This is a genomic window from Lautropia mirabilis, assembly GCF_900637555.1.
In the GTDB taxonomy this organism is placed as follows: Bacteria; Pseudomonadota; Gammaproteobacteria; order Burkholderiales; family Burkholderiaceae_E; genus Lautropia; species Lautropia mirabilis.
Genome location: NZ_LR134378.1, coordinates 789783 through 816169, shown reverse-complemented (window position 1 = coordinate 816169; position 26387 = coordinate 789783). Strand labels below are relative to the sequence as shown.

The 26387-nt window shown below is 66.8% G+C and carries 20 protein-coding genes; 12 read left to right on the top strand and 8 right to left on the bottom strand.

Annotated elements, in window-relative coordinates; genetic code table 11:
• Window positions 1–75 precede the first annotated feature (75 nt).
• Window positions 76–4923 carry a hypothetical protein gene (locus tag EL249_RS03275; RefSeq protein ID WP_126348067.1) on the top strand — a complete coding sequence of 1616 codons (4848 nt, stop codon included), beginning with the start codon at window positions 76–78 and terminating at the stop codon, window positions 4921–4923.
• A 385-nt stretch (window positions 4924–5308) separates the two neighbouring features.
• Entirely contained in the window at window positions 5309–6754 is a 1446-nt protein-coding gene (locus tag EL249_RS03270) for a DEAD/DEAH box helicase (RefSeq protein ID WP_083799538.1), read from the top strand.
• 243 nt (window positions 6755–6997) lie between these two features.
• Here EL249_RS03270 and EL249_RS03265 read toward each other — a convergent pair whose 3' ends face one another.
• From EL249_RS03265 to EL249_RS03255, 3 genes are all read right to left on the bottom strand, one after another.
• Window positions 6998–9313 (bottom strand): glycoside hydrolase family 3 C-terminal domain-containing protein, encoded by a 2316-nt coding sequence (locus EL249_RS03265; protein WP_005674363.1) that lies wholly within the window; start codon window positions 9311–9313, stop codon window positions 6998–7000.
• Between the two features lie 323 nt (window positions 9314–9636).
• On the bottom strand, window positions 9637–10182 hold the full coding sequence (locus EL249_RS03260; RefSeq protein ID WP_005674364.1) for a phasin family protein: 546 nt from the start codon (window positions 10180–10182) through the stop codon (window positions 9637–9639).
• A 261-nt stretch (window positions 10183–10443) separates the two neighbouring features.
• Window positions 10444–11634 (bottom strand): DUF3014 domain-containing protein, encoded by a 1191-nt coding sequence (locus EL249_RS03255; protein ID WP_005674365.1) that lies wholly within the window; start codon window positions 11632–11634, stop codon window positions 10444–10446.
• A 252-nt stretch (window positions 11635–11886) separates the two neighbouring features.
• On the opposite strand from EL249_RS03255, the gene EL249_RS03250 reads away from it, so the two are divergent.
• The 3 genes from EL249_RS03250 (at window position 11887) to EL249_RS03240 (ending at window position 14961) form a co-directional block, all read left to right on the top strand.
• Complete coding sequence (locus EL249_RS03250; protein ID WP_005674366.1) at window positions 11887–13035, top strand: fumarylacetoacetate hydrolase family protein; 1149 nt, start codon at window positions 11887–11889, stop codon at window positions 13033–13035.
• An 85-nt stretch (window positions 13036–13120) separates the two neighbouring features.
• Window positions 13121–13744 carry a PhaM family polyhydroxyalkanoate granule multifunctional regulatory protein gene (locus EL249_RS03245; RefSeq protein ID WP_005674367.1) on the top strand — a complete coding sequence of 208 codons (624 nt, stop codon included), beginning with the start codon at window positions 13121–13123 and terminating at the stop codon, window positions 13742–13744.
• 5 nt (window positions 13745–13749) lie between these two features.
• A complete protein-coding gene (locus EL249_RS03240) occupies window positions 13750–14961 on the top strand; it encodes an FIST signal transduction protein (RefSeq protein ID WP_170169594.1) in 1212 nt (403 codons plus the stop codon).
• A gap of 24 nt (window positions 14962–14985) precedes the next feature.
• On the opposite strand, the gene EL249_RS03235 is transcribed toward EL249_RS03240, so the two are convergent.
• From EL249_RS03235 to EL249_RS03215, 5 genes are all read right to left on the bottom strand, one after another.
• Entirely contained in the window at window positions 14986–15528 is a 543-nt protein-coding gene (locus EL249_RS03235) for a hypothetical protein (protein WP_005674369.1), read from the bottom strand.
• 207 nt (window positions 15529–15735) lie between these two features.
• Window positions 15736–16587: a 3-hydroxybutyryl-CoA dehydrogenase gene (locus tag EL249_RS03230; protein WP_005674370.1), complete on the bottom strand. Its 852-nt coding sequence runs from the start codon at window positions 16585–16587 to the stop codon at window positions 15736–15738.
• A 149-nt stretch (window positions 16588–16736) separates the two neighbouring features.
• Entirely contained in the window at window positions 16737–18287 is a 1551-nt protein-coding gene (locus tag EL249_RS03225; protein WP_005674371.1) for a phosphoethanolamine transferase, read from the bottom strand.
• Window positions 18288–18703: 416 nt separating this feature from the next.
• Complete coding sequence (locus EL249_RS03220; protein WP_005674373.1) at window positions 18704–19096, bottom strand: diacylglycerol kinase; 393 nt, start codon at window positions 19094–19096, stop codon at window positions 18704–18706.
• Between the two features lie 85 nt (window positions 19097–19181).
• Window positions 19182–20024: a biotin--[acetyl-CoA-carboxylase] ligase gene (locus tag EL249_RS03215; protein ID WP_005674374.1), complete on the bottom strand. Its 843-nt coding sequence runs from the start codon at window positions 20022–20024 to the stop codon at window positions 19182–19184.
• Between the two features lie 101 nt (window positions 20025–20125).
• Between EL249_RS03215 and EL249_RS03210 the strand changes: the two genes are divergently transcribed.
• The 7 genes from EL249_RS03210 to EL249_RS03180 all read left to right on the top strand — a co-directional run bounded on the left by EL249_RS03210 (window position 20126) and on the right by EL249_RS03180 (window position 26382).
• Window positions 20126–21283 (top strand): VanZ family protein, encoded by a 1158-nt coding sequence (locus tag EL249_RS03210; RefSeq protein WP_005674375.1) that lies wholly within the window; start codon window positions 20126–20128, stop codon window positions 21281–21283.
• A gap of 61 nt (window positions 21284–21344) precedes the next feature.
• The gene (locus tag EL249_RS03205; RefSeq protein WP_005674376.1) at window positions 21345–21992 is read left to right on the top strand and encodes an alpha/beta hydrolase; all 648 of its coding nucleotides are present in this window, start codon (window positions 21345–21347) and stop codon (window positions 21990–21992) included.
• Window positions 21985–22599, top strand: coding sequence for a hypothetical protein (locus EL249_RS03200; RefSeq protein ID WP_005674377.1), 615 nt, complete (start codon window positions 21985–21987; stop codon window positions 22597–22599). Before EL249_RS03205 ends, EL249_RS03200 begins: the two co-directional genes overlap by 8 nt.
• 91 nt (window positions 22600–22690) lie before the next feature.
• A complete protein-coding gene (locus EL249_RS03195; RefSeq protein WP_005674378.1) occupies window positions 22691–23305 on the top strand; it encodes a hypothetical protein in 615 nt (204 codons plus the stop codon).
• A gap of 197 nt (window positions 23306–23502) precedes the next feature.
• Complete coding sequence (locus tag EL249_RS03190) at window positions 23503–24720, top strand: D-alanyl-D-alanine carboxypeptidase family protein (RefSeq protein WP_050781937.1); 1218 nt, start codon at window positions 23503–23505, stop codon at window positions 24718–24720.
• 264 nt (window positions 24721–24984) lie between these two features.
• Window positions 24985–25800, top strand: coding sequence for a D-amino acid aminotransferase (locus tag EL249_RS03185; protein WP_232002056.1), 816 nt, complete (start codon window positions 24985–24987; stop codon window positions 25798–25800).
• 264 nt (window positions 25801–26064) lie between these two features.
• Entirely contained in the window at window positions 26065–26382 is a 318-nt protein-coding gene (locus EL249_RS03180; RefSeq protein WP_005674381.1) for a YbeD family protein, read from the top strand.
• Window positions 26383–26387: the final 5 nt, after the last annotated feature.

Below are 26387 nucleotides of genomic sequence, written 5' to 3'. Positions count from 1 at the left end.
GACTGGGAGGCCCCGATGCCATTCGCGCTATTTGCCCTATCAAGACGCCGGCCTGCCGTTCATGGCAAAGGGATCTTGCGAGTCTGGCCAATGCTGCTGGGCTGCCTGCTGGCCACAGCATCAGTCCACGCCGCCCCTCCATCTACTGCCCCCGGTTCGCTACCCGCCTCCCCGGCCCCCATCACCCCCCGCACCGACGGCCTGCCGCGGGAGCTGCAGGAATGGGTGCCCTGGGCGATGCAGGGGCACGAGATGCTGGCCTGCCCCAGCCGGCATGATCAGGCAGGCAGCCGTGCCTGCGTCTGGCCAGAGCATCTGGCCGTGGTCATCGATGGCCGGCAGGCACGCTTCACGCTGACCGTGACGGTGTACGGTGCCCCGGCGGCAGTGATGCTGCCGGGCGAGGCGGGCAGCTGGCCGACCGAGGTGCGCACCCGTCAGGGGCAGACGCTGGTGGTGACGGGCGGCAGCGATCAGCCGCAGGTGCTGCTGCCGGCCGGCCAGCATGTGCTGACGGGCACGCTGCAATGGCAGGCCGATCCGCAACTGGTGCGGGTACCGGCCCAGGTGGGCACACTATCGGTGGTGGCCAATGGCAAGCCGGTGGCAGCGCTGATGGACCGCAACCGGCATGTGTGGCTGAAGGCATCGCGCCCGGCCGCAGAAGCGGATGTGATCAGCAACACGATGACGATGCTGGTCCGTCGCCGGATCGACGACGGGGTGCCTCGTCAGGTGACGACCCACTATGAACTGAACGTGGCTGGCCAGCCACGCGAGGTGGAGCTGCCGGCTGCACTGCTGGCCAACAGCATGCCCCAGGCGCTGCGCAGCGACCTGCCGGCGCGCCTCTACCCGAACGGCCGGCTGCAGGTACAACTGAAGCCCGGCAACTGGCACCTGGAAGTGGATGCCCGCCAGATGCAGCCCACGACCGAGCTGGCCCTGCCGGCCGGTGCGCCCGATGAAGAGATCTGGTCCTACGAGGGGCACAACGATCTGCATGTGGCGCAGGTGGAAGGCGTGGAAGCCGTGGACGCGCAGCAGGCACGCGTGCCCGAGGACTGGCGTCAGTTGCCTGCCTACCGGGTGGGTGCCAAGGACAAGCTGCAACTGGTGTATCGGACGCGCGGCAACGAGCATCCGGAAGCCGGTTCGCTGAAGCTGCAACGGCAATGGTGGCTGGATTTCGACGGCCAGGGCATCACGCAGAAGGACGTGCTGACCGGCACGCTGTCGGCCCCGTGGCGCCTGCAGCTGCAGGGGCCGGCGCAGCTGGGCCATGCCCGCCAGGGCGAGACGGCGCTGCCCATCGGCCTGCTGCAACCGCCTTCCTCCTCCGAACAACCGCATGATGCTGCTGAGCATGACGCGGCCGACACGGCGCCCGGCGTGGAACTGCGCAACCAGAACCTGACGCTGACCACACTGGCGCGACTGGAGTCCCGGAGCGACACGCTGCCGGCCAATGGCTGGAACACGGTGCTGGATGGCGTGGAGGCGACGCTGCAACTGCCTCCGGGCTGGACGCTGCTGGCGGCCAGCGGCGTGGACGACGTGACGCCGGCAACATGGACCTCACGCTGGCGTCTGTACGATTTCTTCTTCATGCTGCTGATCGGCATGGCAGCGTACCGGCTGCTGCGGCCACTGTCGGCCACCACGGTGATGCTGGCGGCCTTGCTGAGCTGGTATGACCTGGAGGGCGCCGGGGTGCTGATCATCCTGCTGCTGGTACTGCTGGCCTGCCAGCGGGTGGCCCCCAAGGGCTCTGCCCCCGAGAAGTGGCTGCAGGCCGGCAACCGCATCCTGTGCCTCTTCCTGCTGCTGGTGCTGGCGCCCTTTGCCGTGAACGAGGTGCGGCTGCTGATCTATCCGTCGCTGGAACATGCCCGGGTGCGTGACACATCCGGCTACTACGTGCAGGCTCACCGCCCCGGCGCTGACAGCGAAGTGGCCACCCTGCAGAAACGGGCCCGCAGCCGTGCCATGGCCGATCTGTCGTCGATCGATTCGATCGACGCCGACGTGAAGCGTGGCAAGGCGACTGAACCGGTTCGCCACCAGGGCCGCATCATGCCGGTGCAGACCGGTCCTGGCGAGCCGGGCTGGTCGTGGAATGCCTACACGCTGGAGCTGCATGGCGACGTGCAGCCCGACCAGACGGTGACGGTTCACCTGCTGCCGCCCTGGGGCACGCGCATCCTGAAGATCGTGCGGCTGCTGGTGCTGTTCGGCAGCCTGTGGGCGCTGTACCGGGTGCTGCCCGGCGGATTTCTGCCCAAGCGGCCCCAGGATCCGGAACCGGGGCACGGAATGGGGACCGCCAGCACCGCCACAACCGCCACGACCGCGATGCTGGCGGCGCTGACGGTCCTTACCCTGGCCTGGCCGGCTCAGCCGGTACAGGCGGCCTCGGGCTACAAGGCCGAGCAGCTGGAAGCGATCCGCGAGCATCTGTATCCGGCCCCGAGCTGCCTGCCTCACTGCGCAGCGGTAGCGCAGACACGGGTGAAGGCCGATGCCGAACGATTGACGCTGCAGCTGCTGGTGCATGCTCAGGCCACGGTGCAGGTTCCGCTGCCCGGTCATGACGGCGCGGACAACTGGCGGCTGGAGCGCGTGCTGCTGAACGGCCAGCCCGCCACGACACGACGCGAGGCCAGCCGCCAGGGCGACGGGCAGGACCTGTGGGTGCTGGTGCCTGCCGGCATCCATGTGGTGGAGCTGCAGGGTACGCTGGGCCAGGGGGCGCATGTACGCCTGCCGCTGCCCATGGCGCCACGCATGCTGCAGGTGGACAGCACGGTGTGGTCAGCGGGCGCGCTGAACGCCCAGGGGCTGCCCAATGACGGCGTGCTGACGCTGACCCGCAAGCTGGACAAGGCGGACGAGCCGGCCACGAAGCAGCTGGCCCATGTGCCCGACGCCCTGCCCGGCTTTGCACTGGTGGAGCGCACGCTGGTGATGGACGAGCGCTGGCGGCTGGAAACGCGCATCTCCCGGCTGTCGGTAAGCCAGGCGCCGGTGAAGGTGCGCTTTGCGCTGCTGCCCGGCGAATCGGTCAATGACGACCGGGTATTGGTGCGCGATGGTGTGGCCGAGATCGAGCTGGGCAGCGCCCGGCGCATCACGCTGGCCAGCACGCTGCCCATCAGCACGGACTTTGTCTGGCAGGCCTTGCCAGCCATGAACCAGATCGAGATCTGGGCCATGCGCTACGGCACCACCTGGCACCTGCGGTGGGAGGGCATGGCGCCCACAAACTACGTGCAGGACGGCCAGCTGGCGCCCTGGTGGCAGCCGTGGCCGGGCGAGCGCCTGCAGGTTCAGGCGCTGCAGCCCACCACGGTCAGCGGCCCCACGCTGACGCTGCAAGGCCATGTCACGACGCTGACCCCGGGTGCACACAGCACGCTGGCCGAGACCACGCTGCGCTTCCGCGCCAGCCTGGCCGGCACCCAGCGTGCCACGCTGCCGCCCGGTGCGGAACTCCTGGGCATGCGGCTGGATGACGACGAGGTGCCGCTGCAGGCGCGCGACGGCCAGCTGGAGCTGCCGGTGATTCCGGGCGAGCACACCGTCACGCTGCGCTGGCGCGTGCCGCAGGGCACCGATGGCGCCTTCAACCGCTACGAGACGCAGCCGCTGGCCCTGAACCTGCCGGGCGTGAACGCCACCACGCAGCTGAACCTGCCTGAAAGCCGGGTCGTGCTGCTGGTGGGCGGCACCGGCATCGGACCGGCCGTGCGCTTCTGGGGCTTCTTCGTGCTGCTGGTGGCGGTGTCGATGGTGCTGGGTCGCCACCGCACGACGCCGCTGGGCATGCTGGGCTGGCTGTTGCTGCTGCTGGGCGTGGCCCCCATCTCGCTGTGGGGCGCGCTGGCCGTGGTCGGCTGGTTCTTTGCGCTGGCCTGGCTGCCCTCGCCGCAGCAGCTGCGACGCCTGGGCTGTGACGAGCAGGCCGCGCGCAGCACCATGCCGTTTGCGCTGGGGCTGTGGACACTGTTCGCCGCCATCGCGCTGTACCTGACCATCCAGCGTTCACTGCTGGGCTATCCCGACCTGCTGGTGGGTGGCAACGGCTCCACGCCCTTCGAGCTGAACTGGTACCAGGACCGCTTCCAGAACCAGCCCGACGCCGACTGGGCCATCTCCATGTCGCTGACCGCCTACCGGACGATGATGCTGGCGTGGTCGCTGTGGCTGGCGTTCTCGCTGCTGGGCTGGATCCGCTGGGGATGGCGACGGCTGGTGGAGACCGGCTATGTGGGCCAACACCCGGAACACCCGGATGGCACGCCCGGAGGCACGAGGGGTGGCACGGGAGGCGCGAAAGGCCCCCGTGGACCCCACGGATCGGGAGCGCCAGGCGTTCCGGGTGACACCAAGGGCACGGATGGTGGTTCCAGCGCCCTGAACCGCGCCCGCCCCACGGCCACCAGCGCGACCGCTGCCAGCCACGCCGTCGCCAGACGCGATGTCACGCCAGAAAAGGCCACCGACCCGGATCATTCCACGCGACAGGATTCGGCGGCTCCTGCCGGATCCGTCAACGTGGCCGGATCCGCCCAGGCAGAAAAGATGGCCACGCTGGACGGTGTGGCAGCAGACCGTGTGGCCGTGGAGGGCCCGGCAGCGGACGGTGCGTCAGCAGAAAGGAAGGCAGCAGGCGCCACGGCCCTGCCTGCCCCCGCCCGCGAAGCCCATGCCGGCGGCGCGTCTCAGGCTGCCACGTCCACGGTTCCGGCTGTCCGACACCCCGCCGCCCAGGGGAAGGGCCCTGCGGCCCGACCGTCCCAGCCACCCGGCGCTCTGCGCAAGCTGGCCAAGGTGTTCTTCTGGTTTGCTGCCGTGCTGGGTATCCTGGTGATGCTGGGCCTGGGCTTCTTGCTGCTGAGCTACGGCCGCTATCTGTTCTGAAGGGCCAGGCGGGCCGCCATTGGGCAAGCGTGGCGACCATTTGACCTTTTTTGGCAGGGATGCGCGCAACGATCCGCCATGAAACACGGTGTTTCGTACTGCCGCCTCGTATAATGCGACCTGTCGGACCCATTCGGGGACCAGGCCGCCGTGCACAGGCTGGCCCGGGTGGTGCCGTACCGGGCCTCTCTCGACAGGGCATGTCCCTGCACCGTCACGACAGCGTTCAGGCACTGCTCCAGGGCACCCTGCCTGTCGGCGTATCAGCCCGGACAACCCAACCAGACCTATTGTCCTCCTTCCCTCATCTCAACACGGCCCCGCCGACCGTTCCCGCTCCCGTTCCGGGCGCCGGGATGGCTTGTTGCCGGGCTGGAGCCTGACATTGAACACTGACACATCCTTTTCCGGCCTTGGCCTGGCCGACCCACTGCTGCGGGCGCTGGCCGACGTGGGCTACACCAACCCCACCCCCATCCAGGCCAAGGCCATTCCCGTGGTGCTGACCGGCCGCGACCTGCTGGCCGCCGCGCAGACCGGCACGGGCAAGACCGCCGGCTTCACGCTGCCCATCCTGCAGCGGCTGCTGGACAACCCCATGCAGACCCGCAAGCCGGGCCGCCCCCGCTGCCTGATCCTCACCCCCACGCGTGAACTCACCGCGCAGGTGGAAGAGTCGGTCAAGGCTTATGCCAAGTACACGCGCATCCGCTCGGTGCTGATCTTCGGGGGCGTGAGCATCAATCCGCAGATTCAGGCGCTGCGCCAGCCGGTGGACATCCTGGTGGCCACGCCGGGCCGACTGCTGGACCACGTGCAGCAGGGCACCGTCGACCTGTCCGGCGTGGAGATCTTCGTGCTGGACGAAGCCGACCGCATGCTGGACATGGGCTTCATCCACGACATCCGCCGCGTCATCGCCAAGCTGCCGGCCAAGCGCCAGAACCTGCTGTTCTCGGCCACCTTCTCGCCCGAGATCCGCTCGCTGGCACACGGCCTGCTGGACAACCCGGCCGAGGTGGACGTGGCCCCGCGCAACACCGCCTCCGAACTGGTGGCGCAAAGTGCCCACCTGGTGCCCAAGACCCGCAAGCGGGCGCTGCTGTCGTACCTGATCGGCTCGCGCCGCTGGAAACAGGTGCTGGTCTTCACCAAGACCAAGCACGGCGCCAACCGCCTGGCCGAGCAGCTGGGCAAGGACGGCATCGAGGCCATGGCCATCCACGGCAACAAGAGCCAGGGAGCCCGCACGCGGGCGCTGTCGCGCTTCAAGGACGGCAGCCTGCCCGTGCTGGTGGCCACCGACATCGCGGCGCGCGGTCTGGACATCGACGAGCTGCCGCACGTGGTGAACTACGAGCTGCCCAACGTGCCGGAAGACTACGTGCACCGTATTGGCCGTACCGGCCGGGCCGGTCACGAAGGCACGGCCGTGTCGCTAGTGGACCGCGAGGAAATGAAGCTGCTCACCGGCATCGAGCGCCTGATCAAGCGTCAGATCCCGCGCGTGGAAGTGGAAGGCTTCACGGGCTGGCAGGCCCAGCCGGGTGATTCCACCGACGACATCAACGACCGTCCGCCGCTGCCCCCGGGCCAGCGTCGGGGCGGCAACGGACGGCGGGGTGCGCCCGCAGCCGGCCGTGGTGCAGCAGGCAGCCCGCGCGAAGGACGCGATGGCCGCAGCCATGGCGACCTGAACGGCTCGCCCAGCCAGCGCACCACGACGCGCGCCGGTGAGCCCGGACGCGCCGGCAACGATCGCCGTCGTAGCCGCGGCGGACGCGGTGGTCGTCCTGGCGGTGGCGTCGGAACGACGCCTTCGCAGGACTGATGCCGTGCGCTGATGCGCCGGATAAACACACTGGGGTGATACGCCACCGAATGATGGCGTGATGACAAAAAAAAGGCCGCAGAGTGCTTTGCTCTACGGCCTTTTTTCTTCGGTCTTTCGTGCTTCAGCGATCTTCCCTGCGATGGTCTCCGAGTTTCGATGACCAAGCCTCACGCACCGTTTCACCACGGAACGAGATACAACGACCGAAAGGATCTTCTCAACGCATCACGCGCCAGAAGATCAGGGCATGAAGCTCAGCTCATCCTTGATGTCGAAGTGGGCCTGCTGACGGATATCACGCGATGACGCACTGACGCTGACGGTGTAGCGCCCCGGATGGGCCACCCACCGGTGAGCCTCAGGATCGAAGGAAGTCAGCCCCCGAGGCTCCGCCCGCATGACAAGCTTCTGCGACTGACCCGGCTGCAGCAGTCGTGTCCTGGCATAGGTACGCAGCTCGGCGGCAGGTTTTTCCAGATTATTCTTCGGCGCCGAAACATAGAGCTGCACCACTTCCTTGCCCGCACGACGGCCGGTGTTGGTGACGATGACCGAGGCCGTGAAGCCCGCATCCTCACGTGTCAGCTTCAGATCCCGGTACTCGAATTGGGTGTAGGAAAGGCCGTAGCCGAAGGGATAGGCCACCTCGACACCCCAGGTGTTGAAGTGGCGATAGCCGACCCGGATGTCATCGCGGTAATCCACCTCTGCAGCACGATCGTTGATGACGATACCGCCACGGGCAGCCGGATCAGGACCCAGCAGCGTCACGCCGGGGAAGTTCTCGGCGGCGGGATAGTCCTTCAGATCGAGTGCAAAGGTATCGGTCAGCTTGCCGGATGGGTTCACCTTGCCGGACAGGACATCCGCCATGGCATGACCCGCTTCCTGCCCGGGCTGCCACGCCAACAGAATGGCATCGACCTGATCGCGCCAGCTGGCAAGCTCAATGACACCGCCAATGTTCAGCACCACCACGACCGGCTTGCCGGCCTTGTGAAAGGCGGTCGAGACATTCCTGACGAGCGTCTGCTCGGCTTCCGTCAGATAGAAGTCATCCTTCGCCTTGCGATCGATGAACTCACCGGAATTCCGGCCGATCGTAATGACGCCGACATCATTGGCAGCAACGGCAGCGTCAATCTGCTCGACCGTCGGCACCAGCTCGGGCAGCGGTGGCGGCGCCAGGAAGGGATTGGTTTCCGGGCGACGTGCCTTTGCCGCCTTGATGTGTTCGGCATAGGCCTGTGAAAGCGCCTTGTCGGTGGCGTATCCGTCTTTCTCCATCCCCTCGGGCAATGCCACCGAATAGGCTTCATGGACATCACCACTGCCGGTACCACCGATGATGATGTCATAGGCACTGTTGCCGAAGATCGCCAGCTTCTTCCCGGCTGCAAGCGGCAGGGCGTCACGCTCGTTCTTCAGCAGCACCATGCCTTCCGTGGCAGCCTTGCGCGAGATCTGCGCATGGGCATCCAGATCGGGTTTATTGCTGACGGGTTCATGACGGAAGGTTCGGGTCCTCATGATCAGATCGAGGATGCGTTCGATGTTTCGATCCAGCACCTGCACATCAAGCTGGCCCTTTCTGGCTGCGTTCAGCAGTGCCTGCTGCTGCGACTGGGTTCCGGGCATCAGCAGGTCGTTGCCTGCCTGCATCTGCTTCACGGCATCCGCACCGGCGAACCAGTCCGTCATCACGACGCCCTCGAAGCCCCATTGATCACGCAGCACGTCCTGCAGCAGCCAGGGGCTTTCCGAGGTGTAGGTTCCGTTGATCCGGTTGTAGGAAGTCATGATCGTCCACGGACTGCTTTCCTTGACGGCGATCTCGAAACCCTTCAGGTAAAGCTCGCGCAGCGCACGCTCGCTGACTTTCACGTTGATGGTGTTGCGGTTCCATTCATGGTTGTTGGCCGCGTAATGCTTGGCCGACGTGACCACATCCTGTGACTGGATTCCGCGGATCATGGCGGCGGCCATCTTGCCGGAAACCAGCGGATCTTCCGAGTAGTACTCGAAGTTTCGGCCACCCAGCGGATAGCGATGCAGGTTCAGGGCCGGCGTCAGGAAGACATCGACGCCATAGGCTGCTGCTTCCGCCCCCATGGCCTCCCCCACCCGTTCGACCAGCGCATCGTCCCATGAGCTGGCCAGCAGCGAGGCAATGGGAAAGGCCGTGGCATGGAAGGTCTGATTCGGCCCATCGTCCCGCGTCGGGTCGATGCGCAGGCCGGCCGGTCCATCAGCCATAACGATCGAGGGAATGCCCAGTCGTGCAATGGGAAAGGTCGTGCCGGCCGCGCCGGGAACCCGGCTGTTCGTATCGACCCCGACCCCCGGCCCCTGCATGCCGCCCGACATGCCGGCCATGCCCTGCCCCAGCACCAGCGCCACTTTCTCTTCAAGGGTCATGGCCTGGATCACTTCCCGGATCGGAGAGACGCCGAGACGGGGCGTCGAATCATCCGCGACGGCAGGCGTCGTCATCTGCATGGAAGCGGCCAGCGCCAGGGCCGATGCAGTACGTGAGCAGGAAGGCTTCGATGCCATGGCTGTCTCCTGAAGAAAGGAAGAACCCGAAGGAACGACCGGGCAAGCTGTCCCCACACTACACGATCAGGCCAGAGCGGGCCGCAGAAGCCCTGCCTGAAGGGACGGCCAGGACACACCGGCAACAATCGCCGTCGAAGTTGCGGCAGGCGTATGGTCGGCGGCGGTTGCACACCCCCCTCGCCGCGGTGGCGGTGGATGTGCCGGCAGCAGCATGAGAACGGCGCCATGGCAGGACAGATACGGCAACCACGCCAGCATGACGCAAAAAGGCCGCAGGCGCGACGCGCACTGCGGCCTTTCTTGGACATGGGGAGATCAGCTTACTTCTTCTTCGCGGCCGCTTCACCCGTCCTGGCCAGGTTGTTGACGTTGGCGTCGATCAGGTCCATCACCTGACGCGAGGCAGCCTGGACTTTCTCGAAGGCGGTATTGGCCTCGACCACGCTCTGGCGCAGCAGCTTGACGGCGCCTTCAGAACCGGCCGGGGCGTTCTTGGCCAGCGCATCGACGGCAGCCAACAGTTGCTGCTGGCTGCTGGCCACCTGCTTCTCGATGAGTTCGGCCACCTGGCTGTGGGTCTGCTGGGCGATGTCGTAGACATCCTTCACGTAGGCGGCGGCCTTGTTGCCTTCAGGTTTGGAAAACTGCGAGAACAGGTCGGCCAGCAGGGTGTTGAGGGCACTGACATCCCTGGCGGCCAGAAGGGCCTTCAGTTGGGCCGAGGACTCTTCCATGCCGGCACGGGCCGCCTGCACGTTCAGCTCCAGCAGCTTGCGGGCGCCGTCGAAGGCCGTGGTGGCCACGGAGTTGGTGGTCTTGAAGGCTTCGGCCTGGGCCTTCATCAGCTCATCGATGGAAGGAAACATGGGGACCTCCGGTATCGGGTGGGGCAGGCAGCGACGCCTGCCCGGAAAAGGGTGCAGCCAATGGAATACCGGGATGTCATAAGGGCTCCCGACGTTTGCTGCATCGCACAAAACCCATTCTCCCATGGTTTGCTGCGCCGCACAATAGTGTCACTGTCCAGCTCGATGCTATCTGGCGACGCCTTCCTGAGGCAGAAACGAAACGGCGCCCATGAAGGGCGCCGTGGGAACGTCAGGAAGCGGGCTCAGACCCGCCAGGCATCATTCCTGCTCGTCGGGGTCATGCGCCGCAATGGCAGCCCGCACGCGGGCCAGCACCTTGCGCAGGCGGGCGGCGTTGTCGGGACCGACGCGGATCATGATCTTCTGGCCTGCCGACAGGTTCTCCAGGTGATCATCCTCGAAGCGGTAGAGCACCTTGGGCTGCACCAGCCGGATGGGACCGGTGGGGCGCGGCGCATCCATCATGTCGTCCAGCGCGGCCAGCACACGGTCGTGGAAACGCTCCTCGGGGAAGCCGGTTTCCTCGTAGGTGCGCTGCAGGAGCGGATAGAACTTGGCGTACAGCCGGCCGATCTTGCGCGCATCCATCTTCTCGACGTAGCCGATGATGCGGTCATAGCGCTCGTAGTTGGACGGATCCAGCGTGATGGTCTCGCCCTCCTTCTTCACGCGCAGCAGCTCGGGCACGCCCCGGGTGACGCGCAGCTGCGACGGCACGTGCTCGCGCGGCAGGTTGTCGACGGTGATGACCAGGCGGCGTGCCTGTTCCTGCAGGTTGAAGTACTTGCGCAGCTGGGCCAGGGGCCAGTTCTTCGCCAGTTCCTTGTTGACGGCCGCCTCGCCGGCATCGGCCGGAGCCACCTGGACGCGACGCTTGCCAGCCTGGGCACCCGTCTGCTCGGTGGCAGCCAGCTGCTGGGCAGCCGCCTTCTTCTGGGCCTCGACCTCGGCCTTGCGGGCGGCTTCCTCTTCGGCGGCCTTCTTCTCGGCCTCGGCAGCAGCCTGGCGTTCGGCTTCCTCCTTCTCGGCCTGCGCTTTCTCGGCAGCCAGGCGCTCGGCTTCGGCCTTTTCAGCGGCAGCCTTGTCGGCAGCGGCTTTCTCGGCGGCCGCCTTGTCGGCTGCTTCCTTGTCAGCTGCTGCCTTGTCAGCCGTCTGGGTGGCGGTGTCGGCCGCTTCTTCGCGCGCCTTGCGTTCAGCGTCCGCGCGGTGGCGGGCAGCCTCTTCCTCGGCTCGCAGGGCCGGCCGGCCGGTACCGTCATTGTCGGCGGTCTGCTTGCCGTAGCCGGCGTACTGTGCGGGCGAGATCAGACCGGACAGGAAGCTGCCGGCCTTGCCCAGCATGCCGGCCTGCCAGCCCCACAGGAGCAGCAGCAATGACGACACGACAGCGATGACCAGCCAGAAGAAAAGGCCGGAGGAGGGCTTGGGAGGTCCTTTGGGAAATGCCATGGCACTCGAACGGCGTGGACGCCGGGGGTTGTTGCGGAGTGGTCCAATGGTACCCGCTGCGGCGCGGAGAGTATGGGTCGGGCCTTGCGCCGGTCAGGCCTGCGCATGCCTGGCAACCCGGGCGGCCGGCGGGTCCTGTCAGGGGATCCGCGCGGATCCCCGAGCTTTGTCCCGTGCGACGACGATGCGACATCGCCATGTCGGGAGCGTCTGCGACAAAATACACCTTTCGGAACGGAAAGATGTAACGTCATGAAACTCGCCACCCGCAAGGACGATTCCCGTGACGGCCAGCTGGTCGTCGTCTCGCGCGATCTGAAACATGCCGTGATGGCCTCGCGGATCACCGGCACCCTGCAGCGTGCCCTGGACGACTGGGCGTTCATGGCGCCACAGCTGCAGGATCTGTACGACGAGCTAAACCACGGGCGCGCCCCGAACAGCTTCCCCTTCGACCCGGACGAGTATCTGTCGCCGCTGCCGCGTGCCTTCCAGCGCATCGAGGCGGGCGCCTACCCCGCCTATGAGAAGCGCCTGCAGAAGGCCCGGCTGGTGGCCGACGCGCCGCTGCCGGAGGACATGGTGCCGCTGAAGATCGCGCCCTCGCACGCGCTGCTGTCGCCCCGGGGGCCGGTCTCGATGGGCTATCCGGACCTGCGCACGGACAGTGGTGGCCGCCCGGTCAGCACCCAGGAGACCGATCCGGACGACTTCGCGGACGAGAGGGAGGCGGAGGAGGTCGACGAACACGCCAAGGCTGCGGCGCCGGGCACACACCGCACGGTGCCCGTTCAGGATGCCGCCGTGCGCGAGGCTGCGGCCCGCAAGGCGGCGGCCCGGGGCGGGCTGGATTTCAGTGCGCAGCTGGTGGCCATCTGCAACGATCTGCCGCTGAACCTGACGGAAGACGAGGCCGAGCGTCATCTGCTGTTGCTGGGGCTGGCCAATGCCTGGCGCCTGCATGTGACGGGCGATCCGGCCGGTCGGGGTCGTGACCGGGGGCTGGCCCTGGCGCCCGTGCTGGTGACGCCCGACGAGCTGGGCGAGGACTGGCGGGCAGGCCGCATCCACCGGCCACTGCATTGCCGCTTCAATGGGCGCTCCACCGGCAAGATCGACGCAGCCGCCGACATGCGCTTTGATTTCCGGCAGCTGCTGCAGGTCCTGTCACGACAGGCCCCCGTGAATGCGGGCGCCCTCCTCTGCACGGGTCCGATGGCCAACGCCGATCCGGACAGCGGCTGGACCTCGCTGCTGGAAGCCCGTGCGCGGCGGATCATCGAGGAATCGTCCCAGCCCGGCCCGGCCTTCATGCAGCCGGGTGACCGCATCCGGATCGACATGGCGGATGCGCGGGGCCATTCGCTGTTCGGCGCCATCGAGCAGCAGGTGCTTGCCTAGGAGCACGGCGGCATCTTCCGCCTGTCCGTCGGCATCGTCCATTGGCCCGGTCAACCTGGCCGCGCTCTTTGCAGGAGGAGACCCCATGACCAGAATGAAGGACATTCCGGCCGGTGCCGGGCAGTCTTCAGACCCGCTGTCTTCCTTCAACATTCCCGGCAACATGTTCAATCCGCTGGAAAGCTTCAACCAGGCGTGGCGCACGATGCAGACGGCATCGTCCCTGCCGCCCACGATGAGCGTGGCAGACCTGGAGAAGCGGATTGCCGAACTGCGGACGGTGGAACAGTGGCTGAACCTGAACCTGGGCATGCTGCGCACTTCCATACAGACGCTGGAAGTGCAGAAGGGTACGTTGCAGGCGCTGAGCAGTCTGTCGGCCCTGATGTCCCCCGATGCCGCGCAGGCCGCCATGGGATCCAGCCCGGGCCATGCCGCCGCGGGTCCGGATTCCGCAACCGGGGCCATGGACACGGCCCAGCAGCTCTCGAAGCAGTGGTGGGACGTGCTTCAGGCCCAGCTGGCGCAGCTGTCCGGCATGACCGGGCTGCAGCCGGGTGCTGCTGCCCCCGCCGCAGCCGACACGCCCAAAGACGCGTCCGCCCCTTCCGAACACGATGCCAGGGCGGCCGCTTCCGCCAGGGCATCCACCCGCCCACGTTCCCGTCCTCTCCGACGCTCTACCGGGCCCAAGCCCCAGGAGCCATGACCACCATGTCCGCTCATGCGCATCCCTTCCGCCATGCTCACGCTTCCGACCTGTCCTGGCAGGACAGTCTGGAAAAGGTGATTGCCGGCCTGAAAGCCCCTCCTGTCGCGCCCCTGGCGCCGGATGCCGAGGAGCTGGGTTTCCTGTTTCTGGGCAATGCGCTCTACCACGTGGCAGACCGGATCCTGGAGACGCTTCAGCAGCGTACCGGGGTTCAGCGCTGGGCGGGTGTAGTGGCCAATGGCGTGATGAGCCTGGATGCCGACTATCGTCTGGAACCTGCCATCTGCGCCATGGTGGGCGTTTTCCCGAAAGGAAGTGCTCGCTTCTTTACTGCGGAGGATCCACTGCCCCGGGCACTGTCCGACATGCCTTCACCCTGGTGGACGGCGCTGGTGTATGGCGATTCGCAACGAGGCGATCTGCCTGCGCAGCTGGACGAGGTGGCTGGTCTGGTGCGCAGCGGATTCGTCTTCGGCGGCCTGACCCAGGGCGCCAAGCAGCATGCCCTGCCCACGTTCGTGGGTGATGCCGTGCTGCACGATGGCACCCTGGCCGGCGTGGCCTTCCGTGACCACGTGCTGCTGCAGGTGCGCATGACCCAGGCGCTGAAGCCCCTGGGCGGCCTGCATCAGATCACGCTGGCGCACGACAACGTGATCGTGGAACTGGACGGCAAGCGCGCCTTGGACGTGCTGGACGACGAGTTCTTCGACCATCACCCCATTCCGATGCCGCCCCACGTGAGCCTGCTGGATCTGCCGGCGGTGCTGGTGGACATGGGGGTGTATCGCACGGCGCACGCGGCCATCAGCCGGAACAACCGGCAGAACATGGACCATCTGGCCGACCTGGATCTGGTCGCGCTGGAAGACATCGACCCGAGCGGCGGCAATCTGTGCATGACCCAGGAGATGCAGACGGATACGCGACTGCGCTTCTGCGTGCCTGATGCCAAGGCGGCCCGTGCCGACATGGCGCGGATGCTGACCGAGCTGCGCGACGAGATCACGACCCAGCAGCTGACGATCCGTGGCGGCATCTACGTCACGGACATGACCCGCCCCCACGCGATGTTCCAGGAGCCGGGCAGCGAGCTGCGGATGATCCGCGAGGCGCTGGGAGACTTTCCGCTGGTGGGCTACTGCAGCGAGGCCGAGGTGCACCGCAACGTGCGCCACACCCACGCCGGGCTGCTGACGCTGTTCGTGGGCTGAACCGTCAGGGGGCAGGTCCCGCGTTCAGTTGGTGCTGCGGTTGCCGGCCTGCTGATCCTGACGACGGTTGGCGTCCTGCCGGGGACGTGCCGAGGCGGCGCCCGATGTGCTGTTGCGGGACGCGCCCGACGGTGCCGCATGCGGCCGATCTGCCGTCCGTGCGGAAGCCCCCTGCCGGTCCGACGCATTCCTGTCCGGGGCGCTGGCCGACGCGGGCTGGCGCTCGTCCTGGGCCGCCGACCGGGCTGAAGCATTCTGCACGTTGCCGGAAACGGCGCCCTGCGGTGCGGCGTCCGCCTGTTTGTCACCCTCCTGGGCGGCTGCAGCACTGTGTGCCGACGAAGCGGCTTCGGCCGCCGCCGCCCCACCCGGCACCACGCGCACCCGGTCGGCGTCGATCTGCCGGCTCAGGCGCCCCGGATCAGGCTGATCCCCGAAGACCGGCGGCAGCACGCCCAGCAGCGACAGCATGAGCAGCACGTTGAGCAGCACCAGCGCCGGCAGCAGGTAATGGCCCCAGCCCCGCGAGCGGGTGGGCATGGGAGGGTCTTCGAGCAGGGAGGACATGGTGAGGAAACGGATACGTGCGGGGCGCGGAGCGGACCAGCCGAAGGGGCCGGCGCAGCCGACCGGGCCGTGGTGGCCAGAAGGTGCTGCCCCCGCGCCGACGGGCGGCAGAATCGCCCGAGAATAGCGGATCGGCCCATGCCCTTCAAGGCCGCCCGCCCGGCCGGCCGCCGTCGTGGCAGCTGTGACGACAGCCCGGCCCCGGGATCACGAATACTCGAAGAAGCCTCGGCCCGTCTTGCGGCCCAGGCGGCCGGCATCGACCATCTCGCGCAGCAGCGGCGCAGGCCGGTACTTGGGATCGCTGAAGCTGTCGTGCAGCACTTCCATGATGGCCAGCACCACATCCAGGCCGATCAGGTCAGCCAGCGCCAGCGGTCCGATGGGATGGTTGCAACCCAGCTTCATGCCCTCGTCGATCTCGACGGCACTGGCCACGCCGTCCTGCAGCGTGAAGACGGCCTCGTTGATCATCGGGCACAGCAGGCGGTTGACGACGAAACCGGGGGCATTGCGCACGCTGATGGGCGTCTTGCCCAGCTTATGCGCCAACCCGGTCACGGCGTCGAAGGAGGCCTGCGAGGTCTGCAGGCCACTGATGATCTCCACCAGCGCCATCATCGGCACGGGGTTGAAGAAGTGCATGCCCACAAAACGGGACGGATCCTTCAGCGATGCGGCCAGCCGGGTGATGGAGATGGAGGAGGTATTGGTGGCCAGGATGGCGTCGGGACGCACCACCGCCTCCACGTTGCGCAGCACCTGCGCCTTGACGCTCTCGCGCTCGGTGGCGGCCTCGATCACCAGGTCGGCATCCTTGAGCGCTGCCGCGTCGGTGGTGCCGCGGATGCGCGCCAGCGCGGCGGCCTTGCCGGCCTCATCCAGCTTCTCCTTCCTGATGAGCCGGTCCAGCGACGTGCCGATGGCCGCCAGTCCGCGTTCGACGGCCTCGGGCATGATGTCCTGCATCACCACGTCCAGACCGGCCTGAGCCGCGGCCTGCGCAATGCCGTTGCCCATCGTGCCGGCGCCAATCACGCCCAGTGTCCTGATCGTCATGTGTCCTGTCTCCTTTCTTCTGGAATGAATGCCGTGGCCGGACGCTTCCGGACCCGCGGATCTATGTCCCGTAGACGGCAAGAGGTCTGATTCAGGGGAAATGGCCCTGTGCCCCGATCATCCCATGAAACGGGGCGGCAGGGCAGGATTCACCTTTGCGCAGCCGGATGCCGATCTGCCCGGGCATCCTTGCCCGGCACCTGCGGCCTTGGGGTCCGGCAGGGCGCCAGGATGTCCATGTCCTGGCGATACGTCTCGCTCAGCGCCAATGCCATGTCCATCATCCCGAACACGGTGCTGAAGTAATGGTCATGGGAATAGGTGTTCTTCCGGGCATGGTCGGCCAGGCACTGGAAGTCCACGCCCTCGTTCTGGCGGAAGGCCTTCGAGAACCACATGACCATCGGCACCTGGGTCTGCTCCTTCGTGGCGATGCCATAGGGCGTACCGTGCAGATACACGCCGTTCTCACCCAGACTTTCGCCGTGGTCGGACACGTACAGCACGGCGCTTTCCAGATCGTCCCGCTTCTCCAGGCGCCCGATGACCCGATCAATGAAGCGATCCACGTAGACGATGGTGTTGTCGTAGGTGTTCACCAGCTGTTCCTTGCTGCACTTGTTGATCTCATTGGTGTCGCAGGTGGGCGTGAACGTGCGGTCCTCGGCCGTGTAACGCTCGTAGTAGGTGGGCCCGTGGCTGCCCATGGTGTGCAGCACCACCAGCGTGTCCTTGCCGCTTTCCTTGTTCAGGATCTCATCGAAAGCCGGCAGCAGGATGTCATCCAGACATTCACCGTTGCGGCAGAATTCCGGCAGGTTGAGCGCGGTGAGGTCCACGGTCGCTGCCACGTTCTTGCACACGCCCTTGCAGCCCGTGTCGTTGTCCAGCCAGGAGATGTCCACGCCGGCACGCTGCAGGATGTCCAGCAGGTTGTCCTGGCGCGCTGCCCGGGCGTCGTTGTACCCCACGCGGTTCATGTTGGAGAACATGCAGGGCACGGAATGGGCCGTCGATGTGCCGCAGCTGCTCACGTCGTGGAAGTTGATGACCTCGTCTCCCCGCTTGGCCAGCCGGGGCGTGGTCTGCCGCGCATAGCCGTTCAGCCCCCAGTTCTGGGCCCGGGTGGTCTCGCCCACGATCAGGACGACGAAATGGCGGTGATTGTCGGGCTTGGCCTGCGTCACGGCCAGATCCAGCTGCATGTACGGCATGCGCGCCCGGTGCCAGGTTTTCAGTTTGGATCCGCCAGCCACGATGAGGTTGGTCGGCACGATCAGGTGCGTCACGTCCCGGTTGTTGCGGAAGAACGAAGCGTAATCCTGGTAGAAGTACCGAGCCACTCCGCCGATCACCAGTACCGAAAGGACAATCAGAACAGCACGCTGCGCAATCTCCTTGTACCAGCGACGGTAGTCCACCTTCACCATGAGGTACAACAGCGCCGGCACGACACCCAGACCCGCGATCCACCCCAAGTACGCCGGCGTCATCAGGCGACTGCTTTCCGCCCAGCCGGTGATCAGCACATTGGTGAGCATGTGCTTGTCGAAGTAGATGTTGAAGAACAGCGACTGGTAGGAAATCGCGGCTCCAATCACCAGCAGCGCCGGGATGACCACCTTGTGCAGCAAGGGCGCCGCCAGTAGCTGGAAGACACCATTGAGCAGGAAGAAGAGCAGCACCGGTAGCGAGTACACGAACCAGTCTGCCCCCCATTGAGCTCGACGACCTTCTTGTAGAAGGCGATGTTGAATGCGACGGTGAAGTAGAGGGACACGACCGCGATCAGCGTCGCGGAAGAAGCATGAAGGCGATTGAGTCGCATAACTTTATTATTTTGCATTCTGAAAGGCGCAACAGTATAACGAAACACTTAGGGAACCCTTAGCATCCCCATGCCCCTTGATGCGCCATGAGGACACGGCTCGCATCACACCAGGTTTCTGCTGCCGACAACGGCGCCTGCAGGGACGCGCGCAAGCGCCCCCGGCCTCCTGCCGGACGATCCGACGGGGAGGCCCGTCAGACTTCGGGAAGATTCGGGAAGATCACGGTGGGCTGCATGACAGGGCGTGCTCACCCCTCGGTTCCGGACTGTCGCGTACCTGGACCGTTAGAGGTAGACATGCCACAGCGCCGACACCCATACAGCCGTGAGCATGACCAGTGCGGCAAGCTGGGCGGCAGAACCGGCATCCTTGGCGCGCTTGGCCAGCTCGTGTTCTGCGGTGGAGGTGTGATCGACGGCGGCCTCGATGGAGGTGTTGAACAGCTCGACGATCAGCGAGACGAAGGATGCGATGATCAGCAGCACCCGAACGGACAGCTCGAAATTGAGGCTGAACGCCAGGATGATCAGCCCCAGGTTGAGCCAGCACAACTGGCGAAACGCGCTTTCATGGCGGTAGGCAGCGGCAAGGCCGTCCATGGAGTAGCCACAGGCATTGATGATGCGCCTGATGCCGGTCTTGCCTTTCTTGCTGGATGCGTAGGATTCGTGGTGCATGAGATGGGAAGTGTCTGTCGTCTTCTTCGCCAACGGGCACGGGCCACGACGGCGATTCGGGCGGCCACGAACCAGCGCCTGCGTCTCAGTCAGCCCGTGGCCGGATGCTGACCTGCTCGGCCGTCACCACCGCCAGATGCCCCGGGGCATCGTCATAGCAGACCTGTAGCGCCCCCTGGGCATCGATACCCAGGGCGGTGGCGTCACGTGGGCCTTGGGTGTGATGCACGCGCACCGGCCGCCCCGCCAATACATCGACATGCTGCCAGCGGGCAGAGAATACACCGAAGCCCTCGGCCAGCAGCTGTTCGACGCCCGCCAGCAACACTTGTCCAACCCCCAGCGCCAGTGCCAGCGACTGCGGCCCGGACAGCGTGTCGAACAGCGCTGCCACCGGCTGATCCGTCACCAGCCCCTCCGGCAGGGCCTGCAGGTTGAGACCACAGCCGATGACGAGGCGACTGCCCTGACTGCGCGTGCGCATTTCGCACAGGATGCCGCCCACCTTGGCCAACGTGCGACGCGGCCCCGGCAGCACCCGGCACAGGTCATTGGGCCATTTCACCATCACGTCCACACCCAGCGTGGCCAGGTATTCGGCAATGACGATGCCTGCTACCAGCGGCACGGCGCCCACGTCGGCCAGACGATCGGGGGGCAGCTCGCAGCCCAGCGAGGCGGTCAGTGCATGACCCGGCTGCGCCTTCCAGGCCTTGCCGCGCCGCCCCCGGCCGGCCGTCTGTTCACCAGCCATCAGCCATACCGGCGACAGCGGGTGCTCACTTTCAGGCAGCGATGGGCGACGCATCAGCTCCAGGTTGGTGGAATCCAGACAGTCGCGCCACTCCACCCACAGGCGGCCCTCGAAGCGGCCGGGCACGTAATCTTCAGGACGCAGGGAATGCTCGGGAAGCGGGACGGGGTTCATGGTAAAGGGCCGGAAATCGATGTTGTGACGGACCAGACGGTCGGCGCCGGGGGCGAGCGCCCCCGCCGTCGCAGCGCAGCATCCATGTTATAACGCCAGTCATGGCCTCCGACCCCTCCTCTGCCCCGCGCACTTCGGCCCATCCGGTCCTGTGGCTGATGGCCTTTGCCGCCATTCTGTACCTGTCCCTGTATCCGTTTGCCGACTGGGCGCTGCGCCGCCCCAGCCCCTGGGCCTGGCTCTCCATGGGGTTGCCCCGCTTCTATTCCTGGGGCGACATGATCGTCAACGTGGGAGCCTACGCCGGCTTTGGCTATCTGACGGTGCGCCAGTTCCAGCAGCGGCTGGGTCTGTGGGGCGCGGTGCTGGTGGCATCGGTGGGCGGCTGCCTGCTGTCGTTCAGCATGGAGTCCATCCAGTCCTACCTGCCGCGCCGTGTCCCCTCGCTGCTGGACCTGATCACGAACGGTCTGGGTGCCTTGCTGGGGGCCGCCCTGGTGGTGGCGCTGACGTATTCCCCCCGCCTGCAGCGCATGCGCGCCAGGATCAGTCGCCTGGCCCTGGGCCATGAAAGTGAGCACCGACACCGCCGCTTTGCCGCGGTACTGCTCATTCTGTGGGTCGCCGGCCAGATCGTTCCCCAGCAGTTGCTGATGTCGGTGGGCCCCCTCTCTCCGTGGCCGGGCCAGGATCTGCTGCCACCCCTGCCGCTGGTGGGCGCCCTCCCCGCCTGGGCCGTCACCCCGGCCAGCGTGCTGCTGACGGCGGCCACCGCCCTGCTGCCAGCCCTGCTGGTGATGCGCTGCGTGGAGACCCCCAGGAACCAGCTGGCCCTGTGGCTGCTGTTGCTGGCGACGGCCGTGGCCCTTCGGCTGGGAGGCGCCCTGCACATCTATGTACGCACCGACCGGCTGCAGACCGATCTGCCGATCCTGGCCGCCGGCCTGGCACTGGCGCTGGTGCTGTGCCACCCGGTGGCCCGATGGAGCGAGAGCGCGCAGCGCCGGGTGGCGCTGGGCCTCATCCCGCTGACCGTGGCGCTGGCCTGGCTGATCCCGCCCGAGCCGGCGCTTCAGCCACTGCTGAAGAAAACGATGACCACCTACATGCGGCTGGCCACTCCGGGCTTCCGGGGTCTGCTGCGTACCATCGCCTGCTGGTGGCCACTGGCCGCCCTGTATTTTTTTACCATAGAAGCCCCCAACTCATCGGCCGGACGGCTCCGGTCAGCGGTCGATGGGGACCCTGCCGGACGCTGAATCCGACAATGGTCTTCACGGGGGCGGTCCTGAACCGACTGCTTTCCGACCCTGACTTGCCATGAATCCATCCACTCGCATCCTGTCCATTCCCGGTCCCGTCGGTGCCATCGAGTGCTCGCTCGATTGCCCGGCCGAGCCGCGCATGCTGGCACTGATCGCGCACCCGCACCCGCTGCAGGGGGGCACCATGAACAACAAGGTGGCCCAGACGATTGCACGGGCGCTGTTGCAGCAAGGTGCCATCTGCTGGCGGCCGAACTTCCGGGGCGTGGGCGGCAGTGCGGGGGAATTCGATGCCGGTCAGGGAGAAACCGACGACCTGGAAGCCGTGCTGAAGTTTGCACTGGCGCACGAGAGCGCGGCCAGCCTGCCGCGTCCGGTGCCGCTGGTGCTGGGCGGTTTCTCCTTCGGCACCTTCGTGCAGTCCCGGCTGATGCAGCGGCTGGACGGATACCCGGTCGAGCACCGACCGATGGTGTTCGTCGGGCCTGCCGTCTCGCGCTTCGACGTGGCCGAGGTGCCCGCCGACACGCTGGTCGTGCACGGCGAGGAGGACGACGTGGTGCCGCTGGCGAGCGTGCTCGACTGGGCGCGCCCGCAGCAGCTTCCCGTGGTCGTCGTTCCCGGGGTGGGCCACTTCTTCCATGGCCGCCTGCCCCAACTGAAAACGCTGATTCTGCGACACCTGGCAGGAACACATGTCTGACACCACGCTGATCGAGCGTCCGGCCACCGCCGGCGCAGCCCCATCCTCCACCGCCGCCAAGGTTGCCGGAGCCCCTGCACCGGCCTCGACCGCCGCACCTGCCGTGGCCAGCCGCCCGGTCCTGTGCTTTGCGCGCACGGCCATCGGCAGTGCCCAGCTCAAGCAGCCGTCGGTCATGCTGTCGCCGCAGGCCACGCGGCTGCTGATGCTCTTCGAGGAGCCGCAGACCATCGACGAGCTGCGCCGCATCATCGACGAACCGTGGCTGCCCGAGGCCCTGATCGAGCTGGAGCGCCGCAAGCTGGTGCGCCGCGAGAACATGGTGCGCCCGGCACCGGCCCAGCCGACGCCGTCTGCGGCCGCCAACGAGCCCACGCTGACCCTGGCCAGCCAGCCGGACCCGGCCCGCGAGGCCGCCGTGCGCCTGGCCCGCCAGCGCGCCCAGGCCCGAATCCTGTTCCTGCAGCAGATCGGCCGCCTCAGCACGCTGATGATCGACCGCATCGAGTCCTGCCAGTCCGAAGCCGAGCTGCAGCGCCTGACGCCCGCCTTCGCCGACCTGCTGGCCACCTCCACCCCGGCCGACCAGGTCGCCCACGCCGCCTGAAATCTGCGGCCTGGCAAGCACACCCGGCGAACCTTCGCCGGGGCGGGCACGTTATCATTGGGGTTTCATCCGCCCGGCCCGAAAGGTGACGATGCCCGCGCCCAAGATCGCCAGACTCGACCCGGTCCGCCACACAGACCCCGACAGCTGGGAGCCCCCCCGCTCCTGGACGGCTTCGCGCATCCCGTCGGCGCGGCTGCGGGCCATCCATCTGGCGCTGGGTGACGGGCGCGACCAGCCCAATCCGCGCATGGTGTTCTCGCTGACCGAGACCGGCATGCAGACGGTCAACAATCCGCGCCGCATCATGTCCACGCCGGCGCGCCGCCTGCTGGGGCTGCTGGACGGCCGGCGCTCGCTGGGCGAGATGCCCGCCATCGTCCGCCCGGCCGACCTGCCCGAGGCACTGAAGGAACTCATCTCGCGCGACATGATCGCGCTGACCGGCATTGCCCGTCACGATGCCGCTCCCACCGATCCGCAGTCCGAACTGAAGCTGCAGGCCATCAAGCGCGCCCTCTCCGGCGCCTTCGAGGCCGAGCTGGGCCCCGATGCCTCGGTGCTGGAAGCCCGCGTGCAGGACTGCGTGAACCTGCATGTGCTGCGCCACGTGCTGCGCGAACTCATCAACCTGGTGGGCCAGCGCAAGAACCCGGCCGCTGCCCATCGCATCGCCACCCGGGTGCGCCGCCACGGGCCGCTCTGAAGCCCCCTTCCCCCGTTCACCGCGCCGTCCAACTGTGAACATGTGTCCCGCAGTGCCGTTCTGGCCACACTTGCGGGCCGATCCGGGACGCTTTTGTTCCTGGGCTGTCCTGCATCGGGGGAAGCCACCCGCTCGGGTGGCATAATCCGCGCGGTTCCTTGCAATAAATGCCCTGATTCATGGGGGTTTCCGTCGACATGTCCGCGTCTCATTCCGTGTCCGCTTCCCTGCCCCGACTGCTGCGCCAGCGCCTGTCCGCGCTGATGCTGGCCACCTCGCTGGGTCTGGCAGCCCCGGTGGCCATGGCCCAGTCGCTGCCACCGCCCGACATCGGCGGCCGCTCGTGGTTCCTCTTCGATGTGAGTACCAACACGGTGCTCTACAGCCAGGCACCGGACGAGCGGGTGGAACCGGCTTCGCTCACCAAGCTGATGACGGCCTATGTGGTGTTCGAGGCGCTGCGCGACGGCACGCTGAACATGGACACCCGCCCGCCCGTCTCGCAGGCGGCCTACAAGGCCATCGGCTCGCGGATGTTCGTCGATCCGCGCAAGCCCGCCACGGTGGAAGAGCTGCTGCACGGGCTGATCATCCAGTCCGGCAATGACGCCGCCATCATCCTGGCCGAAGCCGTCTCCGGCAGCGAGGAGGCCTTTGCCCAGCAGATGAACGCCGAGGCACGCCGCATCGGCATGAAGAACTCGCACTTCGTGAACGCCTCCGGCCTGCCCGCCCCTGAGCACTATTCCACCGCGCGCGACATGGCGCTGCTGGCCACGCGCATCATCAAGGAGTTTCCGGACTACTACCGGATGTACTCCGAAAAGGAATACACCTTCAACGGCGTGCGCCAGCCCAACCGCAACCGGCTGCTGTACATCGATCCCTCCGTGGACGGCATGAAGACCGGCCACACCGACGCAGCCGGCTACTGCCTGGTGGCCTCGGCCCATCGGGAGCAGCGCAACGCTGCCGACCCGAATGGCAGCCCCTTCTCGCGCCGCATCCTGTCGGTGCTGATGGGCGCCACGACCGACGCCACCCGTGCCACCGAATCCCAGAAGCTGCTCAACTACGGCTTCCAGAACTTCGAGGCCCTGCAGCTCTACCGGAAGAACCAGCCCGTCGGCCAGCACCCGCCGGTCTGGAAGGGCCAGCAGGCCACCGTGGCGGCCGGCTTCGCCGACGACGTGCTGATCACCGCCCCCCGTTCGCAGATCGCCAACATCAAGGGCGAGATCGAGCGCACCGAGCCCCTGGTGGCCCCCATCCACGCCGGTCAGCGCATCGGCACCCTGCGCATCCGTCTGGGCGACACCGTGATTGCCGAGCGTCCGCTGGTGGCGCTGGAAACGGTGGAGAGCGCCGGGTGGTTCAAGAGCACGTGGGATACCATCCGACTCTGGATCAAATGATGACGACGCAGGCCGGGACGACGACGCGCGCCCGCCCTGCCGACCAGCCCGAAGGTCTGGAAGCCCGGGCCATGGCATGAGCCGCCGGTGACGGATCACCGTGTCCGCACCACTGCCCCTGCCTTCCGGACCATGACACCCCCGACGCCCGGGATGCCTTTCGGGCGGGCCAGACCGTTCATGACGCGCGCCCGACGACAGGAGCCCACCTTGGCTGAAGCATCCGATTTCTCGACACAGATCGTCTACCTGAACGGCAGCTACATGCCGCTTTCCGAAGCCCGCGTCCCGGTCCTGGACCGCGGATTCATCTTCGGGGATGGCATCTACGAAGTGGTGCCGGTCTATGAGGGCCATCCCTTCCGGCTGGCCCACCACCTCAAGCGCCTCAAGCGCAGCCTGGCCAAGATCCGCATCACCAACCCCCTGGACGATGCCGGCTGGACGCAGCTGATCGACGAGCTGGTCCGCCGCCACCCACAGTGGCCCAATCAGGTCGTCTACATGCACATCACCCGGGGCGTGGCCAAGCGTGACCACGCCTTCCCGGAAAACGCCACTCCCACGGTGTTCGCCATGACGAACCCGTTCACGCCGCCCACGCTCGAATCCATCGGCGAAGGCCTGTCGGTCATCAGCGTGCCGGACGAGCGCTGGCTGCACTGCGACATCAAGTCCATCTCGCTGCTGGGCAACATCCTGGCGCGCCAGACGGCCGTGGAAGCCGGGGCCATCGAGGCGGTACTGTTCCGTGACGGCTACCTCACCGAAGGGGCGTCTTCCAACATCTGGGTCGTGAAGGACGGCAAACTGCTGGCCCCGCCGCACGACAACCTCATTCTCGAAGGCATCCGCTACGAGCTGATGGAAGAACTGGCCAGGCGCAGCGGCATCCCCTTCGAGGCCCGCCGCATCAGCCAGGACGAGGTGCGCAACGCCGACGAGCTGCTGCTGACGGCCGCCACCAAGGAAGTGAAGCCCATCACCCGTCTGGACGGCCAGCCGGTTGGAAAAGGCGTTCCCGGCCCCATCTTCCACAAGCTGTTTGCCGCTTATCAGGAAGCCAAGGCACAGCGCTGAGACCGGTGCACGCGGGACGTTCCTGCGTCCATCGCCCCGAGGCGTCCCGCGCCGGGCTGACTGACCGGCTCTGCCTGATCTTGCACCTGAGCAGGCCACCCGGCACTGCGTCTGACCATGTGCCAGCCATGCGCCGGACCGCACATCCGACTGGGCCTGCGGTTCGGGTTGGCTCATCAAGCCCCTGACCAGCCCTTCACATCCGCCCGGGTGCATGCCGAAGGTGGCAAACTCTCCCTTTCCCCATTCATTGCCCCCCCCGAGATGACCGATCCCAAGCACCCCGAGCACCTGACCAACGAAGCCGTCCCGGCCGAGCCGTCTGCCGTCGACCCGCTGCAGTTCCCCATGGAGTTTCCGCTGAAGGTCATGGGCAAGAACGAACCCGGCTTCACGGAGACCATCGCCGACGTCCTGGGCCGGCACATTGCCGACTTCGACCCCAAGACCCTGGACGTGCGCCATTCCAAGGGCGGCAACTACCTGTCGCTCACGGCCACCTTCACCGCCCATTCGCGCCAGCAGCTGGACGACCTGTACCGCGAACTGTCGGCCCTGCCGCAGGTCTCGTACCTGATCTGACCCCC